The organism is Streptomyces sp. NBC_01304, assembly GCF_035975855.1.
Classification (GTDB): Bacteria; Actinomycetota; Actinomycetes; order Streptomycetales; family Streptomycetaceae; genus Streptomyces.
The window spans coordinates 342,662-363,024 of sequence record NZ_CP109055.1 but is presented as its reverse complement, the minus strand read 5'-3'; the positions used below and the strand labels follow the sequence as shown (position 1 = coordinate 363,024).

Below are 20,363 nucleotides of genomic sequence, written 5' to 3'. Positions count from 1 at the left end.
CCTCTGACCTTGGCCAGTGCCCCCGCCTTTAGGTGGGGGGTGTAGGCCATCTCAGGACTGCTCTGACCCGCAGGTCAGTACTGGCGTTTTTGCTGCTCGATGTACTGACGGACGACTGTTATCGGTGCTCCGCCGCATGATCCGGCGAAGTACGAACGGGACCAGAAGCGGCCGTGCATGATGGCGCGGTTGACCTCGCCTGTGTACTCGAAGCGCAGCCGCCGCGAGCTGACGCCCTTGAGGCGATTGACCAGCTTCGACAGGGCGACCTTCGGCGGATAGTGCACCAGCAGGTGCACGTGGTCGCGCTCGCCGTTGAACTCCTTCAGCTCCGCCTCGAAGTCCGTACAGATCTCACGCATGATCACTTCGCAGCGCGTCAGCATCTCGGACGTGAACACCCCCCGCCGGAAATTCGTGACGAACACCAAGTGAACGTGCAGGTTGTAGACGACGTGTGCTGACCGGCGGATATCGGGGGCCGCTTTCCAACGTGGTGACATGCACCAATGCTCGTATGGTCTACGAATCAGGCAACGGGCGGGATGGGGAGGGAAGTTGAAGCGTCAGCGTGGCCACAAGGCCCGGCTTTACCTCAGCCCCGCCCAGCTCCCGTTGGTCGATGACCAGGGCCACGGCGCCCGTGCGATGTGGAATCTCCTGCACGAGCTGTGGGAGATGACCCCGAAGTGCCAGCGCTCCCTCGCCCGCATGGACGAGGCGATACGCCAGGCCCGCAAGGACATTCCCTGGCTCAAGGCCGTGCCCGCGCAGGCCGCGCAACAGGTACTCAAGACGTACCACCGAGCGTGGGTGAACTGCTGGGAAGGCCGCGCAGAAGCGCCGACCTTCAAGAAGCGCACCAGCCGCCGGGCCGTCGACATCCCCCAGGGCCGAGACCTGCGCATTACCCGCCTGTCCCGCCACTGGGGACAGTGCTGGGTGCCCATGGTCGGCCTGGTCCGCTTCCGCTGGACCCGCGATCTCCCGTACGGCAAGCGCGCGGACAAGCTCAACCGGGTCACCGGGGCACGCCTGGCCAAGGAAGCGAACGGCTGGCACATCGTCTTCCGCGTACAGACCGAGGTAGACGAGCCCAAGCCCCACGACGGGCCGATCACCGGCATCGACCGGGGCATCTCCAAACCCCTCGCCCTCTCAGACGGCACCTTCCGCGAACACGGCCCCTGGCTCACCCCCGGTGAAGCAGGACGGCTCAAGCGCCTGGAACAGCAGCGCGAACGCCAGGGCCGCCAGCGCAAGCCCGGCGAGCGCAACAGCGCCCGGCTTCGCCGTACGTACGACCAGATCAAGCAGCTCCGCGCAAGAGCCACGCGCCGCGCCCTTGACTGGCAGCACCGCACCACCACCGAACTCGCCGACATCTTCGGCATCATCGGGGTGGAAGACCTGGCCATCCGCAACATGGTCAAGGCCGCCAAGGGGACCGTGGAAGCCCCCGGCACCAATGTCGCGCAAAAGCGCGGCCTGAACAGGTCGATCAGCGGCGAGGCATGGGGACGCACCGTCACCTTCCTCGAATACAAGCTGGCCGACCGGGGCGGATACCTGATCAAGGTCCCCGCCCCGAACACCTCCCGGCGCTGCTCTGCCTGCGGGTTCATCACCCCCGGCAACCGTGAGAGCCAGGCCCGTTTCGTCTGCAAGGCAGACAGCTGCGGGTACGAAGCGAACGCGGACACCAACGCCGCCCGCAACATCGAACACGCCGCAGGACATGTGGCGTCAGGACGTGGAGACCTCGGGGATACCCGGTCTTAGAAGCGTCAACCACCCACCCGGCCGCACTGCGACACGGATGGGACTCTGCCCCCTTCAGGGGGCAGAGGATGTCAATGCACGTCGCAGTCGATCCGCGCGGCCGCCGCGGCGAAGTGCCCATGAGCCGGCTGTACGGCGCGGATTGCGGTGAGCAGTTCCCCGCAGCTCGCCCAGGTGCTCCTGCAGGTCGTGCCCGCACTCGGCGAGGACCTCGCGGTACTCCATGAGCATCCGACGCGCGGTACTTGACCGGCCGACCGACCGCGACTGCCAGCCTTCCGACGGAAGGGGGCCGTCGGCTGTCGGATTTCGTGCTGTCCCATTCGTCGTAGGGGCAAGAAGATCGAAGATTGCGACAGAAGGAGATCCGGGATGGGGCGGGAAGCCGAGGTGCTGCTCGGGCGGTTGGCGGGACAGCGCGGGCATGTGTTGGGGATCTTGGAGGGGCTGACGGAGGAGCAGCTGTGCCGCCCGGTGCTGCCCTCGGGCTGGCACTGCTTGGCGCTGGTCAGGCATCTGGCGCTGTCCGATGAGCGGTACTGGTTTCGCTGTGTGGTGGGCGGCGAGCCGCGGGACATCCTGCCGTCCGAGAAGGGCGGCGACTGGCAGGTCGGCGCGGACGAGAGCGCTGAGGACGTCTTCGCGCTCTACCGGGAGGAGATCCGCCGAGCCGACGCCGTCCTCGCAGCGACGGACCTGGGCGCGCCGCCCAAGCAGCCGGACCCCGTCTGGGCGCGCTGGGGGCTCGACTTCCCCGATGTGCGCTCCGTCGTGGCGCACGTCCTGGTGGAGACCTCCGTGCACGCCGGGCACCTCGACGCGGTGCGCGAGCTGCTGGACGGCCGGCAGTGGGTGGTGCAGTGATGCGGCGGTCCCGGAACTGTGCCCGGCGCGGTGTCGGATCCGGCGCCGGCCCGTTCGTCGTATGGTCGTCCGCAGCGTTGAGCAGGGAGGAACCCCGCGCATGAAGTACATGATGTTCGTCGTGGTCGATCCGGACGCCGCCGCCGAGGCCGAGCCCGCGCCGGACGACCTGACCATCGAGGAGTGGCTGGCCGATGTCGACGGCCGCGGCAAGCGGATCATCGGGGAGCGGCTGCGGCCCCCGAGCGATGCCACGACGGTACGAGTCAGCCGCGGCCAAGTGCTGATCACCGACGGCCCGTTCACCGAGTCCAAGGAGTGGATCTGCGGCTTCGACATCCTTGAGTGCGAGGACCTGGACGAGGCCATCGCGATCGCCGCTCGGCACCCGATGGCAGTCGGCGGCAAGCTCGAGCTGCGCCCGTTCTGGCCGGGCGAGCACGCGTGACACCGGCGACAGCCGAGGCTGCCGCGGCGGCGGCCTCGGCTGTTGCCGTAGAGCGGGCGGGCATGGTGGCGAGCCTCATCCGCCTGACGGGCGACTGGGAGCTGGCGGAGGACTGTGTGCAGGACGCGCTGGAGAAGGCGCTGCGGCACTGGCCCGAGGCCGGCCTGCCGCGCTCTCCCGCGGCCTGGCTGACCACCGCGGCCCGCAACCGGGCGCTCGACGTGCTGCGCCGTCGCCGCACGGAGCAGGCCAAACTGGCCGAACGGGCGCTGCTGGTCGAGGCGGCGCAGACCGGTACGGACCGCGACGACCGACTGAGTCTGATCTTCACCTGCTGCCATCCGGCGCTGCCGCTGGATGGCCGGGTGGCGCTGACCCTGAAGACCGTGGCCGGGCTCAGCACCGCGCAGATCGCCGACGCTTTCCTGGTCTCCGAGAGCACCATGTCCCAGCGGCTGCTGCGTACCAAGCGCAAGATCAGCCATGCCGCGATCCCGTACCGGGTGCCGCCGGACGAGCTGCTGGCCGAGCGCACCGACGGGGTACTCGCCGTCCTCTACCTCGTCTTCAACGCCGGCTACGGACAGCCCGAAGGCCGCCTTGCGGACGAAGCGCTGCACCTGGCGCGGCTGCTGGTCGACCTGATGCCGTCCGCCGACGAGGCCTGCGGCCTGCTTGCCCTGATCATGTTCCAGCAGGCCCGCCGCGCCACCCGGTTCGACGCCGCAGGTGACCTGGTGTCCATGGAGGAGCAGGACCGGTCCCGCTGGGATCCGGCGCTGACCGCCGGGGCACACCGCGAACTGCGCCGCGCGACACGCTCTGGCCGCCCGCCGGGCCCGTACCGGCTGCAGGCGCGGCTCGCGGCCTGCCACGCGTCCGCGCCGTCCGCGCAGGCGACGCCCTGGCATGCGATCGTGCCGCTGTACGACGCGCTGCTCGCCGCCCAGCCCTCTCCGGTGGCCGCGCTCAACCGGGCGGTGGCGGTGGGCTTCCGCGACGGCTTCGCGGCCGGGCTCGACGCACTGGATGCGCTGGACACCGACGCGCTGGCCGGCTACCACCTGCTTCCGGCGGCCCGCGCGGACTTCCTGCGCCGCGTCGGCCGCACCGAGGCGGCAAGGACCGCGTACAAGGACGCGCTGCGGCTGGTGACCGAGGACGGACCCGAGGCCCGCTTCCTACGCCGAAGGCTCGCGGCGCTGCCGACCAGCAGCTCGTCGCAGCCTTGCGGGCCGCCTCAACCGCCGGCCGCTCAGGCGGGCTGAATCGCCCAGCGACGGAATTCGTTGACCAGCCGGAACCTGGCTTCCCCCGAGTTGGATTCCCGACGCGGCTGGGGAGGGGGGCTGGTCCGCCTGTGCGCATCCCTTGAGTCCCAGAGGCCTGGCGGCCACTCCGGGGGCGTGAATAGTCCGGATGGGTTAATTTGGCTGTGGTACCGCATGGGGGAGTCCGCAAGAATCGGGAGTCCAACGTGACAGCCACCCTGCGCAGCCGCTGCGCCCGGACGATTGCCGTGGGCGCGCTTTCCGTGGCGCTGCTGACGGCCGGCACGACCGGCGCCGTTGCCGCCGCGAGCACAAAGCCCTCGCCCTCCGCTTCTGCCTCCGCCTCGGAGGCCTCTATCACGGTCACAGCCACGCCGACCGAGGTGAACGTCGGTGACATGGTGCACTTCACCGGGAAGACCAAGGGCCTGAAGATCGACAGCCAGCTGGTTCTCCAGCACAAGAACGGCAAGAAGTGGACCAACTTGAAGGCCACCACCAAGGTGAAGAACGGAAGCAGCTACTCCCTTGATGCCAAGCTCAACACCAAGGGCAACGAACAACTGCGCATCAAGGGCGGCGACACCGTCTCCCCGACCGTGACCGTGACAGTCAAGTAGGGCGATGTCCGTATCGGTACCCGCTTGGTCGCGGAGCGCGGGCCGTTGCTGCGGGCTGATGGAGCACACATCGCTCCTGCGGCTGGAAGGCCGCAGGAGCGATGTGCCGGATGGGCGGGGTCGTCAGACGCAGCGTCAGGTCACGACAACCAGCTTGGTGGGCTTGGCGTACTCGAACAGCTCCTTGATGGCGGAGGGGCGCAGCTTGACGCAGCCTGCGGAGTAGTAGTCGTTGGGGTTGCTGTCCGTCCAGCGCCACTGCTCGGACGAACCCGGGTAGCCGTTCTTCTTCATCTCGCTGTGGATGAACAGCTCGTCCCGTAGCTGGTTGTTGCCGCACCTGAAGTCGGCCAGCTGCATGACGTAGCCCTTGATCTTGGTGCCGTCAAAGTTCTTCTGCTTGGTCTTGATCTTGTAGGTGCCGTTGGGCAGCCAGCCGCCGCCGTTGTGCCGGCAGGCGTTGTGGTTCGATCCTGATCCGGCTCGCCACGAGTCGACCTTCACCACCCTGTCGCGGGACGACAGGTAGCGGTACAGGGTCAGCGACGACTTGGTCTGGTCGCTCCAGTTCTTGTTGAAGACCAGGTAGTTGTAGTCCCCGGCCGCTTGCGCGGGTGTTGCGGTCACTGCGGCCGACAGCCCTGCCAGCAGGGTGACGGCGACGGCTATCGAGGTCTGCCGAAGGTGTGAAGCCATGGTGTCCTCTCCTGGGCCACGGGCAGGGAAAGCGCCCACGGCGATCTGGCCCCCGAATCCGGGAGCCATGCATCGGTTGGCCTTGATTTCACCCGCTCGACGGTTGTTGCACAGCCTTGTCCCGGACGTGAAACAAAGCAGCTCACGGGGCTGAATCGGCGAGATGGTGCCTGCATCAGGGGCAGCACGCGTGCAGGTGCGAGGCGTCCGTGCAAACGGCATGCGGGAGTCGGGGGCAGCGGAGTGGGACGTCCGGAGACCGAGATCGATCCGGCGCGGGGGCCGGTGCAGCAGCTGGCGTTCGAGTTGCGCAAACTACGCCAGGAGGCAGGCGGCATCACCTACCGGCAGATGGTCCGGCAGGTGGGATTCTCCGTCTCGACGTTGTCGAGGGCGGCGGGTGGGGAGCAACTCCCGCTGCTGCCCGTGGTTTTGGCGTACGTCACCGCGTGCGGCGGCGACGCGGCGGACTGGCAGGAGCGCTGGCAGGAGGCGGCCCGGGACCAAGCCCGCCAGGACGCTCCCCGATCCGAGGAGGACGCGCCGGCCCCGTACCGCGGACTCGCCCGCTTCGACGTCGATGACGAGCACCTCTTCTTCGGCCGCGAGGAGCTGACGGAAGATCTCCTGCACAAGGTGGGCGCGCACCGCGTGGTGGTGGTCATCGGCCCTTCCGGCAGTGGCAAGTCGTCCTTGCTGCGGGCAGGTCTCATCCCCCGGCTGCGCAGGCTCACCACCCCGCTGCGGCCCGCGGCCGTGCGCATCCTCACGCCGGGCGAGCATCCCGAGGGCACCCATGGGCAGGTGTGCACACCTGCCCCGGGCGACGGCGACACCTGGCTGGTCGTCGACCAGTTCGAGGAGGTGTTCACGCTCTGCCACGACACGCGCGAGCGGTCCGCGTTCCTGGCCCGGCTGCTGGCCGCAGCCGACCCCGCGAGCAGGCTCCGGGTCGTCCTGGGCGTGCGCGCCGACTTCTACGCACACTGCCTGGGCCACCCCGAACTGGCCGCCGTGATGCGGGAGTCCAGTGTGCCGGTCGGCCCCATGAGCGCCGACGAGCTGCGCGCCGCGATCGTCAAGCCCGCCCAGGCCGGCGGGCTGATCGTGGAGCGCTCCCTGACTGCGCAGCTGATCGGGGAGGCTGCCGGTGAGCCCGGCAGCCTCCCCCTGCTGTCGCACGCGCTCCTTGAAACCTGGCGGCGCAGCCGTGGCCGCACCCTGACGCGGGAGGCTTACGCGGCGGCCGGGGGCATCCACGGCGCCATCGCCCAGACCGCCGAGCACCTCTACACGCACATGAGCACGCACGAGGCACTACAGGCGCGGCGGATCCTGCTACGCCTGATCACCCCGGGAGACGGCACCCAGGACACCCGACGCCCCATCGGCCGCGACGAGTTGGACTTCGCCGACCCCGACGGCCTCGCCCGCGTGCTGGCCGCCCTGTCGGCCGCCCGCCTCGTCATCCTGGACGACGACACGGTCGACCTCGCGCACGAGGCGCTGATCACGGCCTGGCCGCGGCTGCGCGGCTGGATCGACGAGGAGCGCGAGCGGCTGCGCACCCGTCGTGACCTGACCGAAGCGGCCCGCACCTGGCACTCCCTGGGCCGCGACCCGAGCGCCCTGTACCGGGGTTCCCGGCTGGCCGGGGCCGAGGAACTCTTGGCCGACCCGCATCAACTGACCGTCCTGGAGCGTGAGTTCTTGGACGGCGGCCGTGTTGCGCGCACCCGTGAGCAGCGCAGGCGGCGCGCACTTGCCGCCTTTGTGGCCGTCTTGGTCGTCGTGGCCCTGCTGGCCGGCGGGATCGCCTGGCAGCAAAGCCGCACCAGTGACCGCCAACACCGCCAGGCGGAGGCCCGCAGGCTCGCCGCCGTCGCCGACAGCATGCGGCCCTCCGACCCGACCACAGCCCTGCAGTTGAGCGTGGCCGCATGGAAGCTGGCGGACACCACCGAGACACGATCCGCCCTGATGGGGGCCATGACACAAAAGGAAGAAGGCGACTTCCCCGTGCGCGCTGCCGCGCCCACGGCCTTTGGTTCCGGCCCCACGCCGTCCGACGCCGGCGCGGGCATCGGCACGCCGTATCACCACCTGACGGCCGACGGCAGGCAGCTCATCAGCGTCACGGGCGATCAGATTCGAGTCGTCGACCTGCGCACGCGCCGCCTGGCACACACCTACCGCGGCATCGGCACACAAGAAACCTTCGACGACATACGTCTCAGCGACGACAGCCGTACCCTCGCCATGGCCGACGCCAACGGCCGGGTGCGCCTGTGGGACGTCCGCGCCGGACGCGCGAAGGGAACCCTGGGTCAGGAGCAGACGAATTCCTGGGAGTTCAGCCCGTCGGGACGCCTGCTCGTCACCGATGAGCCGGACGACGAACCGGCCGTGGGGGAGGAGGTCCCCGAACCCCCTGCCGACGACGAGGAACCCGTGCAAGAAGACGCGGAACTCTCCGTCGGGTCAGCGACCATGGGCCCCGGGCTGGTGCGGGTCTGGGACGTGCGCAGTCGCCGCCAGCTCCTGCGTGTCAGCGATCCGAGCGGCTTCGGGGGCGTGACGGGTTTGGCTGTGAGTCCGGACGATCGTCTGCTGGCCGCCTGCCGGGGCCAACTCACGCTGGAGGTATGGGATATCCGTCAGCAGCGGAGGACGAAGCCGCTGAAGAAGACGAAGGGCGTCGGCTGCGCGGAAGGCCAGGTCCGCTTCACGAGCGACAGCCGTAGGCTGCTGCAGGTCACGGACACCAGTATCCGGGTCTGGGACCTGCGCACGGGCAGGTCACACACCGGGATCAAGACCGAGGGCGTCGAGTCCCTGCACGTCAGCACGGACGGCACCTTCGTCACCACCTACGGCCAGGGGGAGGTCCGGCTGTGGCGTCTGTCGAGCCCCGAGGCCCCCGTATTCCGATACGCCCTCGTCAACGATGACCCGAGCGACCTGGCACTCGACGCGGACGACGGCAGTATCCGTTACGTCAACGGGGAGGGCACTGCGGTGCGTACCCTCGCCGTGGGAGCGGCGACAAACCCCCCATGGCGGCAACACCCGCTGGAACTCAACACGTTGAGCCCCGACGGGCACGCCCTCGCGACCCTCGACCGGCAACGGGCCACCTCCACCCTCACCCTGACGGACACCCGCACCGGCCGGCCGTTGGCCCTGCAGCCCGATTCCGGCATCCCGTGCCCCGCGCCGGCGCACGACGAAGACCAGGACTGTATCGACTACCTGGCGTACAGCGGTGACAGCCGATACCTGGCCCACATCCAGGGCTGGGTCGGTCTGACCGACGCCACACCGCAACGGCTACCGGTCAGTGTGTGGGACACCCGTACGGGCCGACGGCACGCACGCTTCGACGTGCCCGCCGTCGAAATCGCCGACATCTCCTTCAGCGCGGACGGCCGCGCCGTGCACCTGTCCCGCTTCGCTGACGAGAGCATCGACGTCTGGGACATCCATCGCGGCAAGAGAACAAGGACGCTGCATGGTCTGCCCGGTACCCGGACCATCGCCCGGCACGACGGAAAGCTCCTGGTGGACCCGGACGGCGCCGTGGTGGACCTTCCTTCGGGACGGATCCGCCCGCGGACGCTGTCCGACGGCTCGGTCTCCGACCTGAAATTCAGCCCCGACGGCACCTACCTGGCCGTGGGCGACGACACGGGCAGCGTCACCCTGTGGGACGCCGACGTACGCAAACAGGTGGCCGTCCTGTCCGGCCTCCATGCCGGCCCCCGACTCGGCGAGAGCGAGATGCTCTCCGCCCTGGCCTTCTCCGGCGACGGCCGCCTGCTCGCGGTCGGCGGCGACGCCGGAACCGTCCGCATCTGGGACGTGGCCTCCAACCGCCCGCTCGGCACCGCCCTGCGCACCGCCGGAGACCCCGTCATTTCGCTGGCCTTCAGCACCGACGGTCACACTCTGTACGCCGCCGGACAGCACGTCACCCTGCAGAAGTTCGCGATCGACCCGGCGCAACAGGCGGCCCAGGTGTGCCGTCGCGTCGGGTCGGGCCTCTCACGCACCGACTGGGCGACGTACCTACCCGGCCTGCCGTTCCAGGAGACGTGCCGGTGACGTGATGTGCCGTCGCATCACCAGGGGTTGGCTTCAACGGCTGGAGCACCTGGCAGCGGAGTGCTACGTACTGCGCATCGTGGCGCGTACCCGCGGCGGTCAGGCGGTCACCTGTCCGCGATGTCGGGGCCCCTGCCACGGCGCATGCACAGCCGGAACGAACGACGGCTTCGGCCTTGACGCGCCATATCTGACCGGGCTCGAATTCGTAGGAGCACCGTTGGGCAGAGCTGCGCCTGCGCGGCCATCTGCGTGCGGACCGGTGGAGCAGTAGGCTCACCGCATGGCCGGTGACGGGGAGTTCAAGAGGGACCAGCGGTACATCAGTACGCGCATCACGGCGGACGGGCGTGACGGGTTCCCGGTGGAAGCCGGCCGTTATCGGCTGGTCATCGCCCGGGCCTGCCCCTGGGCGAACCGGGCGGCGATCGTGCGGCGGCTGATGGGGCTCGAGGGTGTGCTGTCGATGGGGATCGCCGGACCGCTGCACGACGAGCGCAGCTGGTCCTTCCACCTGGACCCGGACGGCAAGGATCCGGTGCTGGGAATCGAGCGGCTCCAGGAGGCGTTCTTCGCCCGCGCGCCGGGCTATCCGCTCGGTATCACCGTGCCGGCCATCGTCGATGTCCCCACCGGAAAGGTGGTGACGAACGATTTCGCGCAGATGACGCTCGACCTGGGCCAGGAGTGGCAGTCCCTTCAGCGTGCGGGCGCCCCCGAGCTGTATCCCGAGAAGTTGCGCGATGAGATCGACGACGTGGCGGGCAAAGTCTTCGCAGACCTCAACAACGGCGTGTACAAATGCGGGTTCGCCCAGTCGCAGGAGGCGTACGACAAGGCGTACCAGCAACTGTGGGCGCGAATGGACTGGCTGGAAGACCGGCTGGCCACCCGGCGCTATCTGGTCGGCGACACGATCACCGAGGCGGACGTACGGCTCTTTTCCACCCTCGTCCGCTTCGACGCCGTCTACCACGGGCACTTCAAGTGCAATCGGCACAAGCTCACCGAGCTGCCGGCCCTTTGGGGATACGCGCGTGACCTGTTCCAGACGCCCGGTTTCGGCGACACCACCGACTTCGATCAGATCAAGGCGCACTACTACGGTGTGCACCGCACCATCAATCCGGCTGGCATCATCCCGAACGGGCCCGCCCTGGAAGGCTGGCTGACCGCGCACGGGCGTGAGGATCTGGGCGGGCGGCCGTTCGGCGACGGCACGGCGCCGGGACCGCCGCCCGCGGGCGAGGACGTCCCGCCGCTCACGGGCTGATCTCCCGCTGACGGCTGCAGCAGTGGTTGTCGCTTCGTTGAAGCCGCTGTGGCCGCCCGACCCCCGGCGGCCCGCTCCGCGCTGAGCCAGAGCAAGACGCGGCCGTCGCGCCAGCGGGTCCGGTTGCAGGACACCGTGATCAGCGTGGCTGCGGCTGGATGTTGCGGTTCTGGCCGAGGGTGTGCACGGGGACGAAGGGGAGCCACCGTCAGCAGGTGGGCTGGGCAGTACGTGGCGAAGTCGAGTGCCCGAACTCGAGGCGGACAGAGTTGCTGCGGGGGATGAGCAGGGCGACACCGTTGGTGCGGGTCCAGTGGCGGGGGAGGAGCACGTACTGATTGCCCGATTGCAGGATCAGGATGAGTCCGTCGTAGCGGTAGCCGTAGGCGGCCCTGGGGGCGCGGCAGTGGGTTTCGCGGACGCCGGGCGCGCTGATGCTGAGGCTGTCCTTGCTGTAGAGGACGGCGGAGGGCTCGGCTGCCAGGGTCGAGGCGTAGTGGACGGCGCGGACCGTGCCGACCTGAGTGGCGTAGTCACTGGCGGCCCACACGAGGCCGAGCGCGACCAGGACGAAGACGACGGCCCACTCGGCGAGCACGGCCCAGACGGGACGAGCTGCGGGCCTTGAACTCGGGTTGTCATCGCGCGTGTTGGCCGGGTCTGCCGGCTCGTCGGATGCGTCGTCGGGCGCCTCGTCAGGGGGCTCGGCGGGGGCGGGCGCGGTCGGGGCTGCTGCGATGAGGGCTCGTCTCAGATGCAGGGCGTACGTCAGGACCGTCACCCCGATCGACAGGCACAGCGGCGCCAGCACCATCTGCTGGTTGAGGAAGGTCGGGGTGAGCGCGGACACGAATCCGCCGAGGCCGGCGAGGAACGCTACCGAGGCCACGGCGGGCACGGCATACCGCAGCACCCACGGCCAGGCTCCCGCCGTGAGCCGCACCATCAGCAGGCTGTGTCCCCACAAGGCCAGGAGCACCCCGGTCGCGGCCACCGTCATCGGCGCGAACAGGGTGTCCATGCTGCGCACCAGATAGTCGGTCGTGGTGATGTCGAGGGTCGTCGAGCTGATGCCGAAGTAGCCGAAGAAGGAGTACTGGTGCCAGTAGCCGAAGTAGTAGACGAGGCCTACGACCAGGCCGGTCGGAGCGGCCACCGTGCCCAGGAGCGTGCCGAGCCGGCTGAGCTCGGCGGAGCCTTCGTTCATGGGCTGCCGTCGGTGCCGCCGAACATGATGGCGGATTCCGTGGGGCCCGGATCGATGGTCGGCGGCACCTCGGTGGGCGGATCGGTGGTCGGTCCTGTCGGTGGCGACGACTCCGGCTCCGGGGTGACCACCTCGCCCGTACGCACGTCACAGGGCGCCATGCCGACCACATGGATGACCGTGCCCGGCCCCGACTGGACAGTCGTGCCGGCGGCGGGGGAGAAGTGGTCGAATCCGCACGGCACGTTCTCGGGTCGAACCGGCGAGGAGACGTACTCGCGGACCAGACTGACGCAGAGCGTGCGGTCTTTGCACTGGTCGGCGAACGCCTGCTGAATGCGGGCCCAACGGTCCTGGGTGGTCTGGTCCCTGTCATCGAAGGGCAGGGAATTCTCGCCCCAGTCGGGGATGTTCAACGGCGCCGGCTTCACGCCGCCGCCCCCGACGTCACCACCGCTCCCGGGCCCGGTGCCACCGGCTCCGCCGCTGTCCTCCCCGCCACCGCCACCGCCACCGCCGACACTTCCGCCGCCGCTGAGACTCCCGCCCCCGTCACTGTCTGTGTCCCCGCACGCGAGGGCGCCGAAGAGGCAGAGCAACAGGACGGCGGCCAGCCGGACACCGCGCACCAAGGTCGTCATATCGCCCCCGTGATCAGGAGAATTGACGCATCACGCTGTAATTCGTGTAGCCGGAGAATGACACGCGTTGGCCGTCGGATCGACGGGTTTTCCCATATCTCGACTGATGTTGACGGAAGTTCGGATGCCAGGGCCCGGGGAGTGGTCCAGGAGATACTCACAAGCACCTCCTGGAACAGATGCCCTGCGACGTGAGGTGTCGGCTACTGACATGGCAAGTTGAGTGGACCCCGGACTACCGGACATCCGGGTGGGGGCGGTTCTCCCGCCGGACACCGAAGGCGATCAGACCTACACCGATCACGAAGATCGTCACGGCAATCTTCATCCCCGACTTGCCGTCGGCCACTTCCTCCTGGCCCTCTTCGAAGCTGACGCTTTCCCGGTCGCCGGTCAGCTCCTCGCAGGTGTCACCGGCGTGCTTGGTCGGACCGCTGCAATCTCCCCCGAAACTCGCCGCCTGGCACGACATCACGAACCAGAAGCCGCCGACGAGCGCCGCGACAATGCCGCACACCCATAGCGCGCCGGCCGCATCGACAGGGGCAACGGCATCTAAGAACCCATCCTTGAACCTCAAGTGATCCCGTACACGGGTCACAGCGGAGGACTCACGTACGCATGGGCCCTCTGCTCGCAGTGGTCCGGCGGCGGGCTTCGCGGAGAGCTTCCGGGCGCCCCACGTACTGAGGTGGTGCGCCATGCCGGCATCAACTGGCGGGCGGATTCTGCCGGTACCGGACGGACCGGAGTCTCCTCGTCACGGCCACGGTGCCGTGCTCCGGCCTGGCAGGGGGAGGCTTCAGTGCCCAGTACGGAGCAGATCGGCAACGTCAGCACCGAGCGGTACGAGCAGATCGTGGTGAGGCTGCGTGAGGCCGTCGACACGATGGCGAAGTGCCAGTTCATCATCGGTGATGGTGCTCTCGAGATTGTCCCGATGCAGGAGCACGGCGGCCGGTCCGTAGGCGATGACCTGTTCGGGGTGTCAGCGTGGCTGCATCGGCTGTCGGAGGACATCAACATCCCCTACAACACCATCAAGGAGTACCGGTGGGTGGCCAGCCGGTTCCCCACACAGCACCGGCGCTCCGGGGTGGCCTCCAGCACCCATCAGGTCCTCGCGGCGATCTCGGATCCGGAAGAACGGCGGGCGGCGATCAAGAATCCGCCACTGGACGAACGGTCTGGGAAACGGCGCTGGACGCCGGAGACAACCCGGCAGCGGGCCGGCTACCACGGGCCGGGACCGGAGACCGTGCAGGAGAAGATCGAGGCCGTGCATGACCTGGTCGCCGACGAGCAGGTCACCACGAAGGTGGCCACCGATCTACTGCGTCGGCCATCGGTTGCGTTCAAGACCATGCGCGATGATTATCCGGACTACCTGCAGGCGGCTTGAGCTCAGCTGGTGGTGCGTTGTCCTGGCTGGATGGTGTGAACGCTGAGAACGGGATCCGGTTCGGGGACAAGGGTCTTGGCAGAGATTGCCGCGAGATGAGCCGGTGCTGAGCCGCTTCGCAGAGCGTTGATGTACTCGATGGCCTCCGCGTGAGCAAGTGTTGGAACCTTCTGTCGCAGCACGTGCATAGCGAAGATCCGACCGCGAGTTGCTGTCGTCTGGCGTAGCTCGTCGTGCAGGTCGTCGACTGCCGTGCGGGTCGCCATCCCGCGGATGCGGGTCCGATAGTCCGATTCCCACGCGTTGGTGACTGCTGACACCACTCCGATCGAGTGCAGCCCGCCATCCACGCGATCGACGAGAAACGGGCCATTGCCTGCCAGCATCTGGGATGGGTCGCCCGTCCGCACATACTCCGCGGACTGGTAGGAGGCGATCCACACAAGCTCGTGTTCTTCAACATGAGCCACCAGAAGCTGTCCCGGCGACTCGCGCTCCAGCTGCGCCTCCACCAGGCGGATGGCGAATTCACGGTCGAACATCCAGGCAGCATCTCCCACGAGTGAGGAAACGACCAGCCGTTTTCATCCGCGCCTCGGGTCGGAGCGCGGTCTAGTGATCACGGGCATGCCAAGGTCGGTGAGACCGCGCCGGCCGACGCTGCGGTCGCGCTCCAGACTGCGGTCGAGGCTGACGAGCCGCCTCACGATCAAGACCGTGAGCAGACCGAAGGACGCCAAGGGGTTTGTGATTCTGCCGAGGCGCTGGGTGGTGGAGCGGTTGCTGGCGTGGTTGTTGCATGCGCACCGGAACGTCCGTGATTACGAGCCCAGGCCCGAGCACTCCGCAGCGATGCTCACCCTGGCCGCTATTACGCTCATGGCTCGGCGCTTGACCCGGCAGCCCACCCGCCCCAGTGCTGCCTTGCCCCGACCGGCGACGACTGTTCAGGCAGCGTGATCACCCGTCGGGATCTGCATCTTCATCCTCGGCCTCGATCAGGGCCTTCAACTCCCCTTGTGTGCCCCCCAGGAGTCCCCGGCAAGGTGATTGCAGTGACGGAGTCCGTGGGCATGGTGAAGACTGGCTGGATGCCTCGCGACGCCGGCGGATTCGTGTTCGTAGTGCTGGGTTTCGTACTCGTCGCCGCTGGCTTCGTCTGGCGGGGACTCGTCCTGCGCCCACTCTCGGCGAAGCGTGCTGAGGCCGCCGGAAACCGGGAGCGCTCCAGAAACCTGCTGTGTTCTGCGGGCATGGCGATGGCCGCCGCGCGCCGCCGCGCCGCGAGCGGCGAACCGGCAATCGTCACGGTCGATGACGTGACCACGATGGCGTGTCAGTACTACGGATACGTCGTGGAGCGCGAAGAGGCGGCTGCCGCCCTGCGCTACGCCTTTGAAGCCGCCGACGGCCAGTCGGACTGCATGACCGATGCTTTCGACTGAGAGGTTCAGAGATGGGTTCCTAGAACCCATCCTTGAACCTTAAGGATCCGCCGAAGTCGGCAGCACTGAAGCGAGTCCAGGTGCCGGATCGCTGCTCATCCGTCCGGACGCGCTGCGGATTCGTCCTGCTGCACTGACGACCGGAGTTGTCTCGCCTGGGATCAGGGATACACGAGCGTCTGGGCGACCATCGCCGCACATTCACTGGCCATCAGCACGATCCGCCATGTCCGCAGCTGTCGGCGGGCTGGCAGCGCGGCCGCCACCATCCCGATCGTGCACGCGGCGAATATCCACCAGTTGGACGCGTCATTGGCGCTGAGTACTGCATCCCTGCACGAATCATCCGAAACGCCGCAGGCGTCCCAGGCCTGCCCTGCCACGTTCACCGTCACCAGTATCGCCAGCAGGTTGACGAAGAAGAGGGCGAAGGCCGCCCGTTGCCAGCCCTTCTCGGCCGGCTCGGCATTGCGGTATATCGCGTTGATAGCCATCAGACTTGCCCCCGTTTTCTGCAGTGTCCGAGCACGCTAACAACCACAGGTCACGCGACTATCACACCCGCCCCCGGACCCGAGCACCCGCGCATGCCTACCCACCAGCTGCACCAACAGCCTTCAAAAGCAGGCACTGACGGTGAGGACGACGACCTGCACTGGGCTCGCCGACACCCTTAGGAGTTGATCCTGATTGTCAGGTGGAGGAGGGCGTGGCCCAGGCGACGAGCGTGCCTCGGCCCAGACGATGGTGATCTCGGGGTCCATGAGCGCACCCGGAAGAGGGCTTCGCAGGCCGCGACACTGTTGTGCATGTCAAGCCCTCTGTCTGGCCACTGACGTGTGGTGAGCCTGGTGTGTACCGACCTCTCCAACGAGGCGTAGGTACGAGATCAACCGGGGTTCAAAGATGGGTTCGAAGAGGTCGCTGACCGCCGTGAGCGTCATGGTGGAGCAGCTGGTGCCGGACGAGTTATGGGTGCTGCTCCAGCGGGTGCTTCCGGAAACACCGCTGCGACCGCAAGGCGGAGGGCGACGTCTTGACGGCACCAGGGGTGTTGGCTGCCAGAGTGTTCGCGGCCAGGATTGGTTGCCCGTGCGGCAACTGCCCCCGGGCTTCGGGCCGTCCGGGGCGAGGCCATCGTGCAGAACGTCAACATCTAGGTTGGCATGGCCAGGGAGCGGCCTCAACGTCCAGGTGATCCATCCGCCCTGCCTCTGTGCATCTCCTACGGCGACGAGCTCTGGGACACCCCGCTTTTCTGCACCAAGGACCGTCCTGATAGCCCCTGTTCGAGTCCGAGAGGGACGTTCGCTGCTCCTGCGCGTCTTAACTGCTGGAGCAGGGCGAAGGGCTGCTCGACGATGTTGCGGAGCGTGCCCAGGCGCTTGATGGGCAGGGCCTACGGGAGATCACCGGCAACGCCGCCTGCGCTGCTCCTGGGTGCGAGTGTCGGGTGGTCAGACCGTTGACGACCGGCAAGCAAGAATTGGCGCCTCAGCGGCCGTTGAACAGGGCGATGGTGTCGGTGTCAGCGAAGCGGGGGGCTTCGGCTTCCGCGACCATCAGGGCGGCAATGCCGGCGCGCGGCGCCACGGGGGGCATCATGCGCGGCACGTAGTCCGTGGCCCGCACGAGGCGCCCGTTGTCCTGATACGGCTTGTTGGTCAGGGGTCCGGCGTAGACGGTGGTGCCGCCCGCACTGCGTACGGCGCGTCCGGCGACGTCTTTGGCGTCCCACTCGTGGCGCAGGATGCGCCTGAGGAGCGCGCCGTTGAGGCTGCCGAGCGCTCCCTCCGTGGCGCCCATGCCCAGCGACGTGAGCCAGATGACGCGCGGGGCTGCCGAGGCGATCAGCCGGGCGCCGTCGGAGAGGACTGTGGGGTCCTGCTTCTTGGTGATGCCCAGGCCGCTGATGACGACGTCGGCTCCTGCGACGGCGTTCACCACGCTGTCGGGGTGGGCGACGTCGGCCTGCACCACGTGCAGGTTTCCGGCGACCGCGGTGTCGACCTGTTCCGGTCGCCGGGCGAGGGCTATGACATCGTGTCCGCGCTCAAGGGCGCGGGCAACCACCAGGCGGCCCGTCTGGCCGGTGGAACCGAGTACGGCGATCTTCATTGACTCTCCAAGGGGGTGGCAGGGCTGCGGGAGGGGGCCTGGCGCGAGTGTGGTGGCCCCGGCGGCGGAGCAGAGGTGAGGTGCGACAGTCAGGTCAGGCTGGTCAGTACGTCGACGACCTGCTGGTGGATGCCGGGGGCCGTGGCCAGGAAGTCTTGGCTGGATGGGGTCCACGGCTCGCCGCGGGTGTCGGTGACCATGCCGCCGGCCTCGGCGACGAGCAGGGCGCCGGGCAGGAGGCCGGAGCGCACGTCGGAGAACTGCCAGAAGGCGTCCATGCGACCAGCGGCAACGTGGATGAGCTGCATCGTGGCGGGCACCGAGGCACGTACGACCAGGGCGCTGAGCAGCATGGCGGTGACCGAGGCGCCCAAGCGTCGCAGCGCCTCCTCGGTCTCGCCGGGCTTGGCCTGGCCGGTGCCCACCAGCGCGGCCTTGAGGTCGCTCTTGGCGGAGACCTGCAGTCGCCGGCCGTTGAGGAAGGCCCCCTGGCCCTGGACGGCGGTATAGAGGTCGCCGGTCAGCGGCACGTACACGGCTGTCAGGACGGGGGTGTTGTCGCGTACCAAGGTGGCGGTCACCGACCAGTCGTTCATGCCGTGAATGTGGTTGATGTTGCCTTCGGCCGTGTCGACGACCCACCACTCGCCCTCGGGCAGCGCGCCGCCGGCCAGCTCGTCCTCCGACCACTGCGAACCCGGACGGGCAGCGAGAAGCGGCTCCTTGACGACCGCGAGGACGGCCTCGTCGTTCGCGTAGATGTCGCGCACGATCTCGTTGAGGTCGCCGGGCCGGGCCGTGCGGTCGTATCGCTTGAGCAGGTGCTCACCGCCCGCCTTCACCGCAGTGACGGCGCCGTCCAAGGCGGCAGCGAACTCGGAGGAACGGACACGGTGCGGGGCAGGAAACGCGCTCATCGGAAAGCTCCAATCCGAAGGGGGATTCGCAACCTTCCGGCTGCTCGCTTTCGACATTAGGAGCAGGCATCATTAACTTCAAATGCAATCTAGTTACAGGTGGATTTACTCAAATGCAACTGGACCTGAATCTCCTGGTAGCACTGGATGCGCTGCTGGAAGAAGGCAGCGTGACAGCCGCTGCAAGCCGCCTGCACGTATCGGCCCCAGCCATGAGCCGGACGCTGGGCCGCATCCGGAAGGCCACCGGCGACCAGATCCTGGTGCGCACCGGCCGCACCATGACGCCCACCCCACGGGCCATCGCCCTGCGCGAATCGGTGCACGACCTCGTACAGCAGGCCCACCAGCTGCTCTCCCCGGACACGGAAATCGACCCGGCCTCCCTGACACGCACCTTCATCCTGAAATGGCACGACGCCCTGACCGGGGCCGCCGGCCCGGCGCTCCTGCAGACGACGCGCGCCGAAGCCCCCGGAGTCCGCCTGCGCTTCCTTGCCGAAGCCAGCAGCGACATCCACGACCCACGGCGCGGAGACGTCGACCTGGAAGCGGGGTCCAGCACACCCGCCACCCCCGAACTCCGGCACGAGATCGTCGGCCACGATCAGCTCATCCTCGCCATGCGACCCGAACACCCCCTGGCGGCAGGTGAGATGACACTGGCCGACTACGCGGCAGCCGAACACATCACAGTCTCGCGACGCGGGCGACTGCGGGACCCCATCGACGACGCATTGGAAGCCCACGGCCAATCCCGCCAGGTCGTCGCCGCCACCCCCACCATCGCGACAGCACTGCAGTTCATCAGCCACCACGACCTGCTGGCAGCCGTCCCCGAAGTCTTCAGCCGCCCCCACCTGGAAGCCCTCGGCCTGCACGCCCGGCCCCTGCCGTTGGCCATGCCCGACATCCCGATCCAGCTCACCTGGCATCACCGCTACGACAACGACCCCGCACACGCGTGGCTCCGCGAACACGCGCGCAAGGCGCTCCACCGCGCATGGAACGCGAATGGTTCTTCTCTCTCATCCCGTTGACGATCGGCGTGGTCTTCCTCGCCTTCGGCGCCTACTGGCTCCGCCGGGCAAGCGCGCTCCGTCGCGTCGGCGTGACCGCCGAGGCGCTGATCACCCGACACGAGACGAGGCGGAGCGACGACAGCGGCCCGGCCTACTTTCCGGTTGTCGCCTGGAGGGCCCGGGACGGCCACGAGTGCGAGTACGCGTCGACCTTTGGCCGCGGTGTCGTCGGAGACGACTTCGGTGTGGGGAGCCATGTGATGGTCCAATACGATCCGGAAAACCCCCGTCGGTTCGCGATCGATGGGTGGGACGCGACGGCGACCGTCGCCCGGCTGTTCACCGTGCTGGGGTCGGCACTCACCGCAGGCACGGTGGTGGCGCTGCTGGTCCGGCTCCTCACCCTCTGACAAGCGACAACGCGCTGGCTGCGCGGCAGGGCCCCTGTGCTGCATCAAGCCCTTGGGGATCTGGCACGACGCCGTCATCGCGCCTGCCGAGCCGGCACTGCTGGTGCGTGCGGCCTGCGGTCGACTCGTGGTCTCGTCGTCTC

Annotated in this window: 21 protein-coding genes; 12 read left to right on the top strand and 9 right to left on the bottom strand. The window is 68.3% G+C overall.

Annotated features, from left to right (window positions below; translation table 11 throughout):
- Positions 1-74: 74 nt before the first annotated feature.
- Complete coding sequence (gene tnpA, locus OG430_RS01550) at positions 75-503, bottom strand: IS200/IS605 family transposase (protein ID WP_327350521.1); 429 nt, start codon at positions 501-503, stop codon at positions 75-77.
- 55 nt (positions 504-558) lie between these two features.
- Here tnpA and OG430_RS01545 point away from each other — a divergent pair, with 55 nt between their 5' ends.
- The 5 genes from OG430_RS01545 (at position 559) to OG430_RS01525 (ending at position 4,985) form a co-directional block, all read left to right on the top strand.
- A complete protein-coding gene (locus OG430_RS01545; protein WP_327350520.1) occupies positions 559-1,782 on the top strand; it encodes an RNA-guided endonuclease InsQ/TnpB family protein in 1,224 nt (407 codons plus the stop codon).
- A gap of 372 nt (positions 1,783-2,154) precedes the next feature.
- Positions 2,155-2,646 (top strand): DinB family protein, encoded by a 492-nt coding sequence (locus OG430_RS01540; protein WP_327350519.1) that lies wholly within the window; start codon positions 2,155-2,157, stop codon positions 2,644-2,646.
- Positions 2,647-2,746: 100 nt separating this feature from the next.
- Complete coding sequence (locus tag OG430_RS01535; protein ID WP_327350518.1) at positions 2,747-3,094, top strand: YciI family protein; 348 nt, start codon at positions 2,747-2,749, stop codon at positions 3,092-3,094.
- Entirely contained in the window at positions 3,091-4,362 is a 1,272-nt protein-coding gene (locus OG430_RS01530) for an RNA polymerase sigma factor (RefSeq protein ID WP_327350517.1), read from the top strand. The genes OG430_RS01535 and OG430_RS01530 overlap by 4 nt, the downstream gene beginning before the upstream one ends.
- A 209-nt stretch (positions 4,363-4,571) precedes the next feature.
- The gene (locus tag OG430_RS01525) at positions 4,572-4,985 is read left to right on the top strand and encodes a hypothetical protein (RefSeq protein ID WP_327350516.1); all 414 of its coding nucleotides are present in this window, start codon (positions 4,572-4,574) and stop codon (positions 4,983-4,985) included.
- 135 nt (positions 4,986-5,120) lie between these two features.
- On the opposite strand, the gene OG430_RS01520 is transcribed toward OG430_RS01525, so the two are convergent.
- Positions 5,121-5,681, bottom strand: coding sequence for a L,D-transpeptidase (locus tag OG430_RS01520; RefSeq protein ID WP_327350515.1), 561 nt, complete (start codon positions 5,679-5,681; stop codon positions 5,121-5,123).
- Positions 5,682-5,924: 243 nt separating this feature from the next.
- Between OG430_RS01520 and OG430_RS01515 the strand changes: the two genes are divergently transcribed.
- The gene (locus tag OG430_RS01515; RefSeq protein ID WP_327350514.1) at positions 5,925-9,785 is read left to right on the top strand and encodes an nSTAND1 domain-containing NTPase; all 3,861 of its coding nucleotides are present in this window, start codon (positions 5,925-5,927) and stop codon (positions 9,783-9,785) included.
- Between the two features lie 283 nt (positions 9,786-10,068).
- The gene (locus OG430_RS01510; protein ID WP_327350513.1) at positions 10,069-11,058 is read left to right on the top strand and encodes a glutathione S-transferase family protein; all 990 of its coding nucleotides are present in this window, start codon (positions 10,069-10,071) and stop codon (positions 11,056-11,058) included.
- Between the two features lie 208 nt (positions 11,059-11,266).
- Here OG430_RS01510 and OG430_RS01505 read toward each other — a convergent pair whose 3' ends face one another.
- The 3 genes from OG430_RS01505 to OG430_RS01495 all read right to left on the bottom strand — a co-directional run bounded on the left by OG430_RS01505 (position 11,267) and on the right by OG430_RS01495 (position 13,486).
- The gene (locus OG430_RS01505; RefSeq protein ID WP_327350512.1) at positions 11,267-12,265 is read right to left on the bottom strand and encodes a hypothetical protein; all 999 of its coding nucleotides are present in this window, start codon (positions 12,263-12,265) and stop codon (positions 11,267-11,269) included.
- Positions 12,262-12,906: a hypothetical protein gene (locus tag OG430_RS01500; RefSeq protein ID WP_327350511.1), complete on the bottom strand. Its 645-nt coding sequence runs from the start codon at positions 12,904-12,906 to the stop codon at positions 12,262-12,264. Before OG430_RS01500 ends, OG430_RS01505 begins: the two co-directional genes overlap by 4 nt.
- 235 nt (positions 12,907-13,141) lie before the next feature.
- Entirely contained in the window at positions 13,142-13,486 is a 345-nt protein-coding gene (locus OG430_RS01495; protein ID WP_327350510.1) for a hypothetical protein, read from the bottom strand.
- A gap of 225 nt (positions 13,487-13,711) precedes the next feature.
- Between OG430_RS01495 and OG430_RS01490 the strand changes: the two genes are divergently transcribed.
- A complete protein-coding gene (locus OG430_RS01490) occupies positions 13,712-14,308 on the top strand; it encodes a DUF6192 family protein (RefSeq protein ID WP_327350509.1) in 597 nt (198 codons plus the stop codon).
- A gap of 2 nt (positions 14,309-14,310) precedes the next feature.
- Here the strand turns inward: OG430_RS01490 and OG430_RS01485 are convergent, their stop codons facing one another.
- Positions 14,311-14,850, bottom strand: coding sequence for a YrhB domain-containing protein (locus tag OG430_RS01485; protein WP_327350508.1), 540 nt, complete (start codon positions 14,848-14,850; stop codon positions 14,311-14,313).
- Between OG430_RS01485 and OG430_RS01480 the strand changes: the two genes are divergently transcribed.
- Together OG430_RS01480 and OG430_RS01475 are read left to right on the top strand one after the other, a co-directional pair.
- Positions 14,828-15,268: a transposase gene (locus OG430_RS01480; protein WP_442816425.1), complete on the top strand. Its 441-nt coding sequence runs from the start codon at positions 14,828-14,830 to the stop codon at positions 15,266-15,268. The genes OG430_RS01485 and OG430_RS01480 overlap by 23 nt on opposite strands.
- 113 nt (positions 15,269-15,381) lie before the next feature.
- Positions 15,382-15,753 (top strand): hypothetical protein, encoded by a 372-nt coding sequence (locus OG430_RS01475; RefSeq protein WP_327350507.1) that lies wholly within the window; start codon positions 15,382-15,384, stop codon positions 15,751-15,753.
- 161 nt (positions 15,754-15,914) lie between these two features.
- On the opposite strand, the gene OG430_RS01470 is transcribed toward OG430_RS01475, so the two are convergent.
- The 3 genes from OG430_RS01470 to OG430_RS01460 all read right to left on the bottom strand — a co-directional run bounded on the left by OG430_RS01470 (position 15,915) and on the right by OG430_RS01460 (position 18,788).
- Entirely contained in the window at positions 15,915-16,247 is a 333-nt protein-coding gene (locus OG430_RS01470; RefSeq protein WP_327350506.1) for a hypothetical protein, read from the bottom strand.
- Between the two features lie 1,000 nt (positions 16,248-17,247).
- Complete coding sequence (locus OG430_RS01465) at positions 17,248-17,871, bottom strand: NAD(P)-dependent oxidoreductase (RefSeq protein WP_327350505.1); 624 nt, start codon at positions 17,869-17,871, stop codon at positions 17,248-17,250.
- Positions 17,872-17,960: 89 nt separating this feature from the next.
- Positions 17,961-18,788 carry an inositol monophosphatase family protein gene (locus OG430_RS01460; RefSeq protein WP_327350504.1) on the bottom strand — a complete coding sequence of 276 codons (828 nt, stop codon included), beginning with the start codon at positions 18,786-18,788 and terminating at the stop codon, positions 17,961-17,963.
- Positions 18,789-18,901: 113 nt separating this feature from the next.
- Between OG430_RS01460 and OG430_RS01455 the strand changes: the two genes are divergently transcribed.
- Complete coding sequence (locus tag OG430_RS01455; RefSeq protein WP_327350503.1) at positions 18,902-19,828, top strand: LysR family transcriptional regulator; 927 nt, start codon at positions 18,902-18,904, stop codon at positions 19,826-19,828.
- Positions 19,792-20,220 (top strand): DUF3592 domain-containing protein, encoded by a 429-nt coding sequence (locus tag OG430_RS01450; protein WP_327350502.1) that lies wholly within the window; start codon positions 19,792-19,794, stop codon positions 20,218-20,220. The genes OG430_RS01455 and OG430_RS01450 overlap by 37 nt, the downstream gene beginning before the upstream one ends.
- Positions 20,221-20,363: the final 143 nt, after the last annotated feature.

Excerpts from the sequence above, each read along its gene's own strand:
- tnpA (WP_327350521.1), bottom strand. The coding sequence starts at position 503 with ATGTCACCACGTTGGAAAGCGGCCCCCGATATCCGCCGGTCAGCACAC.
- OG430_RS01540 (WP_327350519.1), top strand. The coding sequence starts at position 2,155 with ATGGGGCGGGAAGCCGAGGTGCTGCTCGGGCGGTTGGCGGGACAGCGC.
- OG430_RS01535 (WP_327350518.1), top strand. The coding sequence starts at position 2,747 with ATGAAGTACATGATGTTCGTCGTGGTCGATCCGGACGCCGCCGCCGAG.
- OG430_RS01520 (WP_327350515.1), bottom strand. The coding sequence starts at position 5,681 with ATGGCTTCACACCTTCGGCAGACCTCGATAGCCGTCGCCGTCACCCTG.
- OG430_RS01510 (WP_327350513.1), top strand. The coding sequence starts at position 10,069 with ATGGCCGGTGACGGGGAGTTCAAGAGGGACCAGCGGTACATCAGTACG.
- OG430_RS01505 (WP_327350512.1), bottom strand. The coding sequence starts at position 12,265 with ATGAACGAAGGCTCCGCCGAGCTCAGCCGGCTCGGCACGCTCCTGGGC.
- OG430_RS01500 (WP_327350511.1), bottom strand. The coding sequence starts at position 12,906 with ATGACGACCTTGGTGCGCGGTGTCCGGCTGGCCGCCGTCCTGTTGCTC.
- OG430_RS01480 (WP_442816425.1), top strand. The coding sequence starts at position 14,828 with ATGGCGAATTCACGGTCGAACATCCAGGCAGCATCTCCCACGAGTGAG.
- OG430_RS01485 (WP_327350508.1), bottom strand. The coding sequence starts at position 14,850 with ATGTTCGACCGTGAATTCGCCATCCGCCTGGTGGAGGCGCAGCTGGAG.
- OG430_RS01475 (WP_327350507.1), top strand. The coding sequence starts at position 15,382 with ATGGTGAAGACTGGCTGGATGCCTCGCGACGCCGGCGGATTCGTGTTC.
- OG430_RS01470 (WP_327350506.1), bottom strand. The coding sequence starts at position 16,247 with ATGGCTATCAACGCGATATACCGCAATGCCGAGCCGGCCGAGAAGGGC.
- OG430_RS01465 (WP_327350505.1), bottom strand. The coding sequence starts at position 17,871 with ATGAAGATCGCCGTACTCGGTTCCACCGGCCAGACGGGCCGCCTGGTG.
- OG430_RS01460 (WP_327350504.1), bottom strand. The coding sequence starts at position 18,788 with ATGAGCGCGTTTCCTGCCCCGCACCGTGTCCGTTCCTCCGAGTTCGCT.
- OG430_RS01455 (WP_327350503.1), top strand. The coding sequence starts at position 18,902 with ATGCAACTGGACCTGAATCTCCTGGTAGCACTGGATGCGCTGCTGGAA.
- OG430_RS01450 (WP_327350502.1), top strand. The coding sequence starts at position 19,792 with ATGGAACGCGAATGGTTCTTCTCTCTCATCCCGTTGACGATCGGCGTG.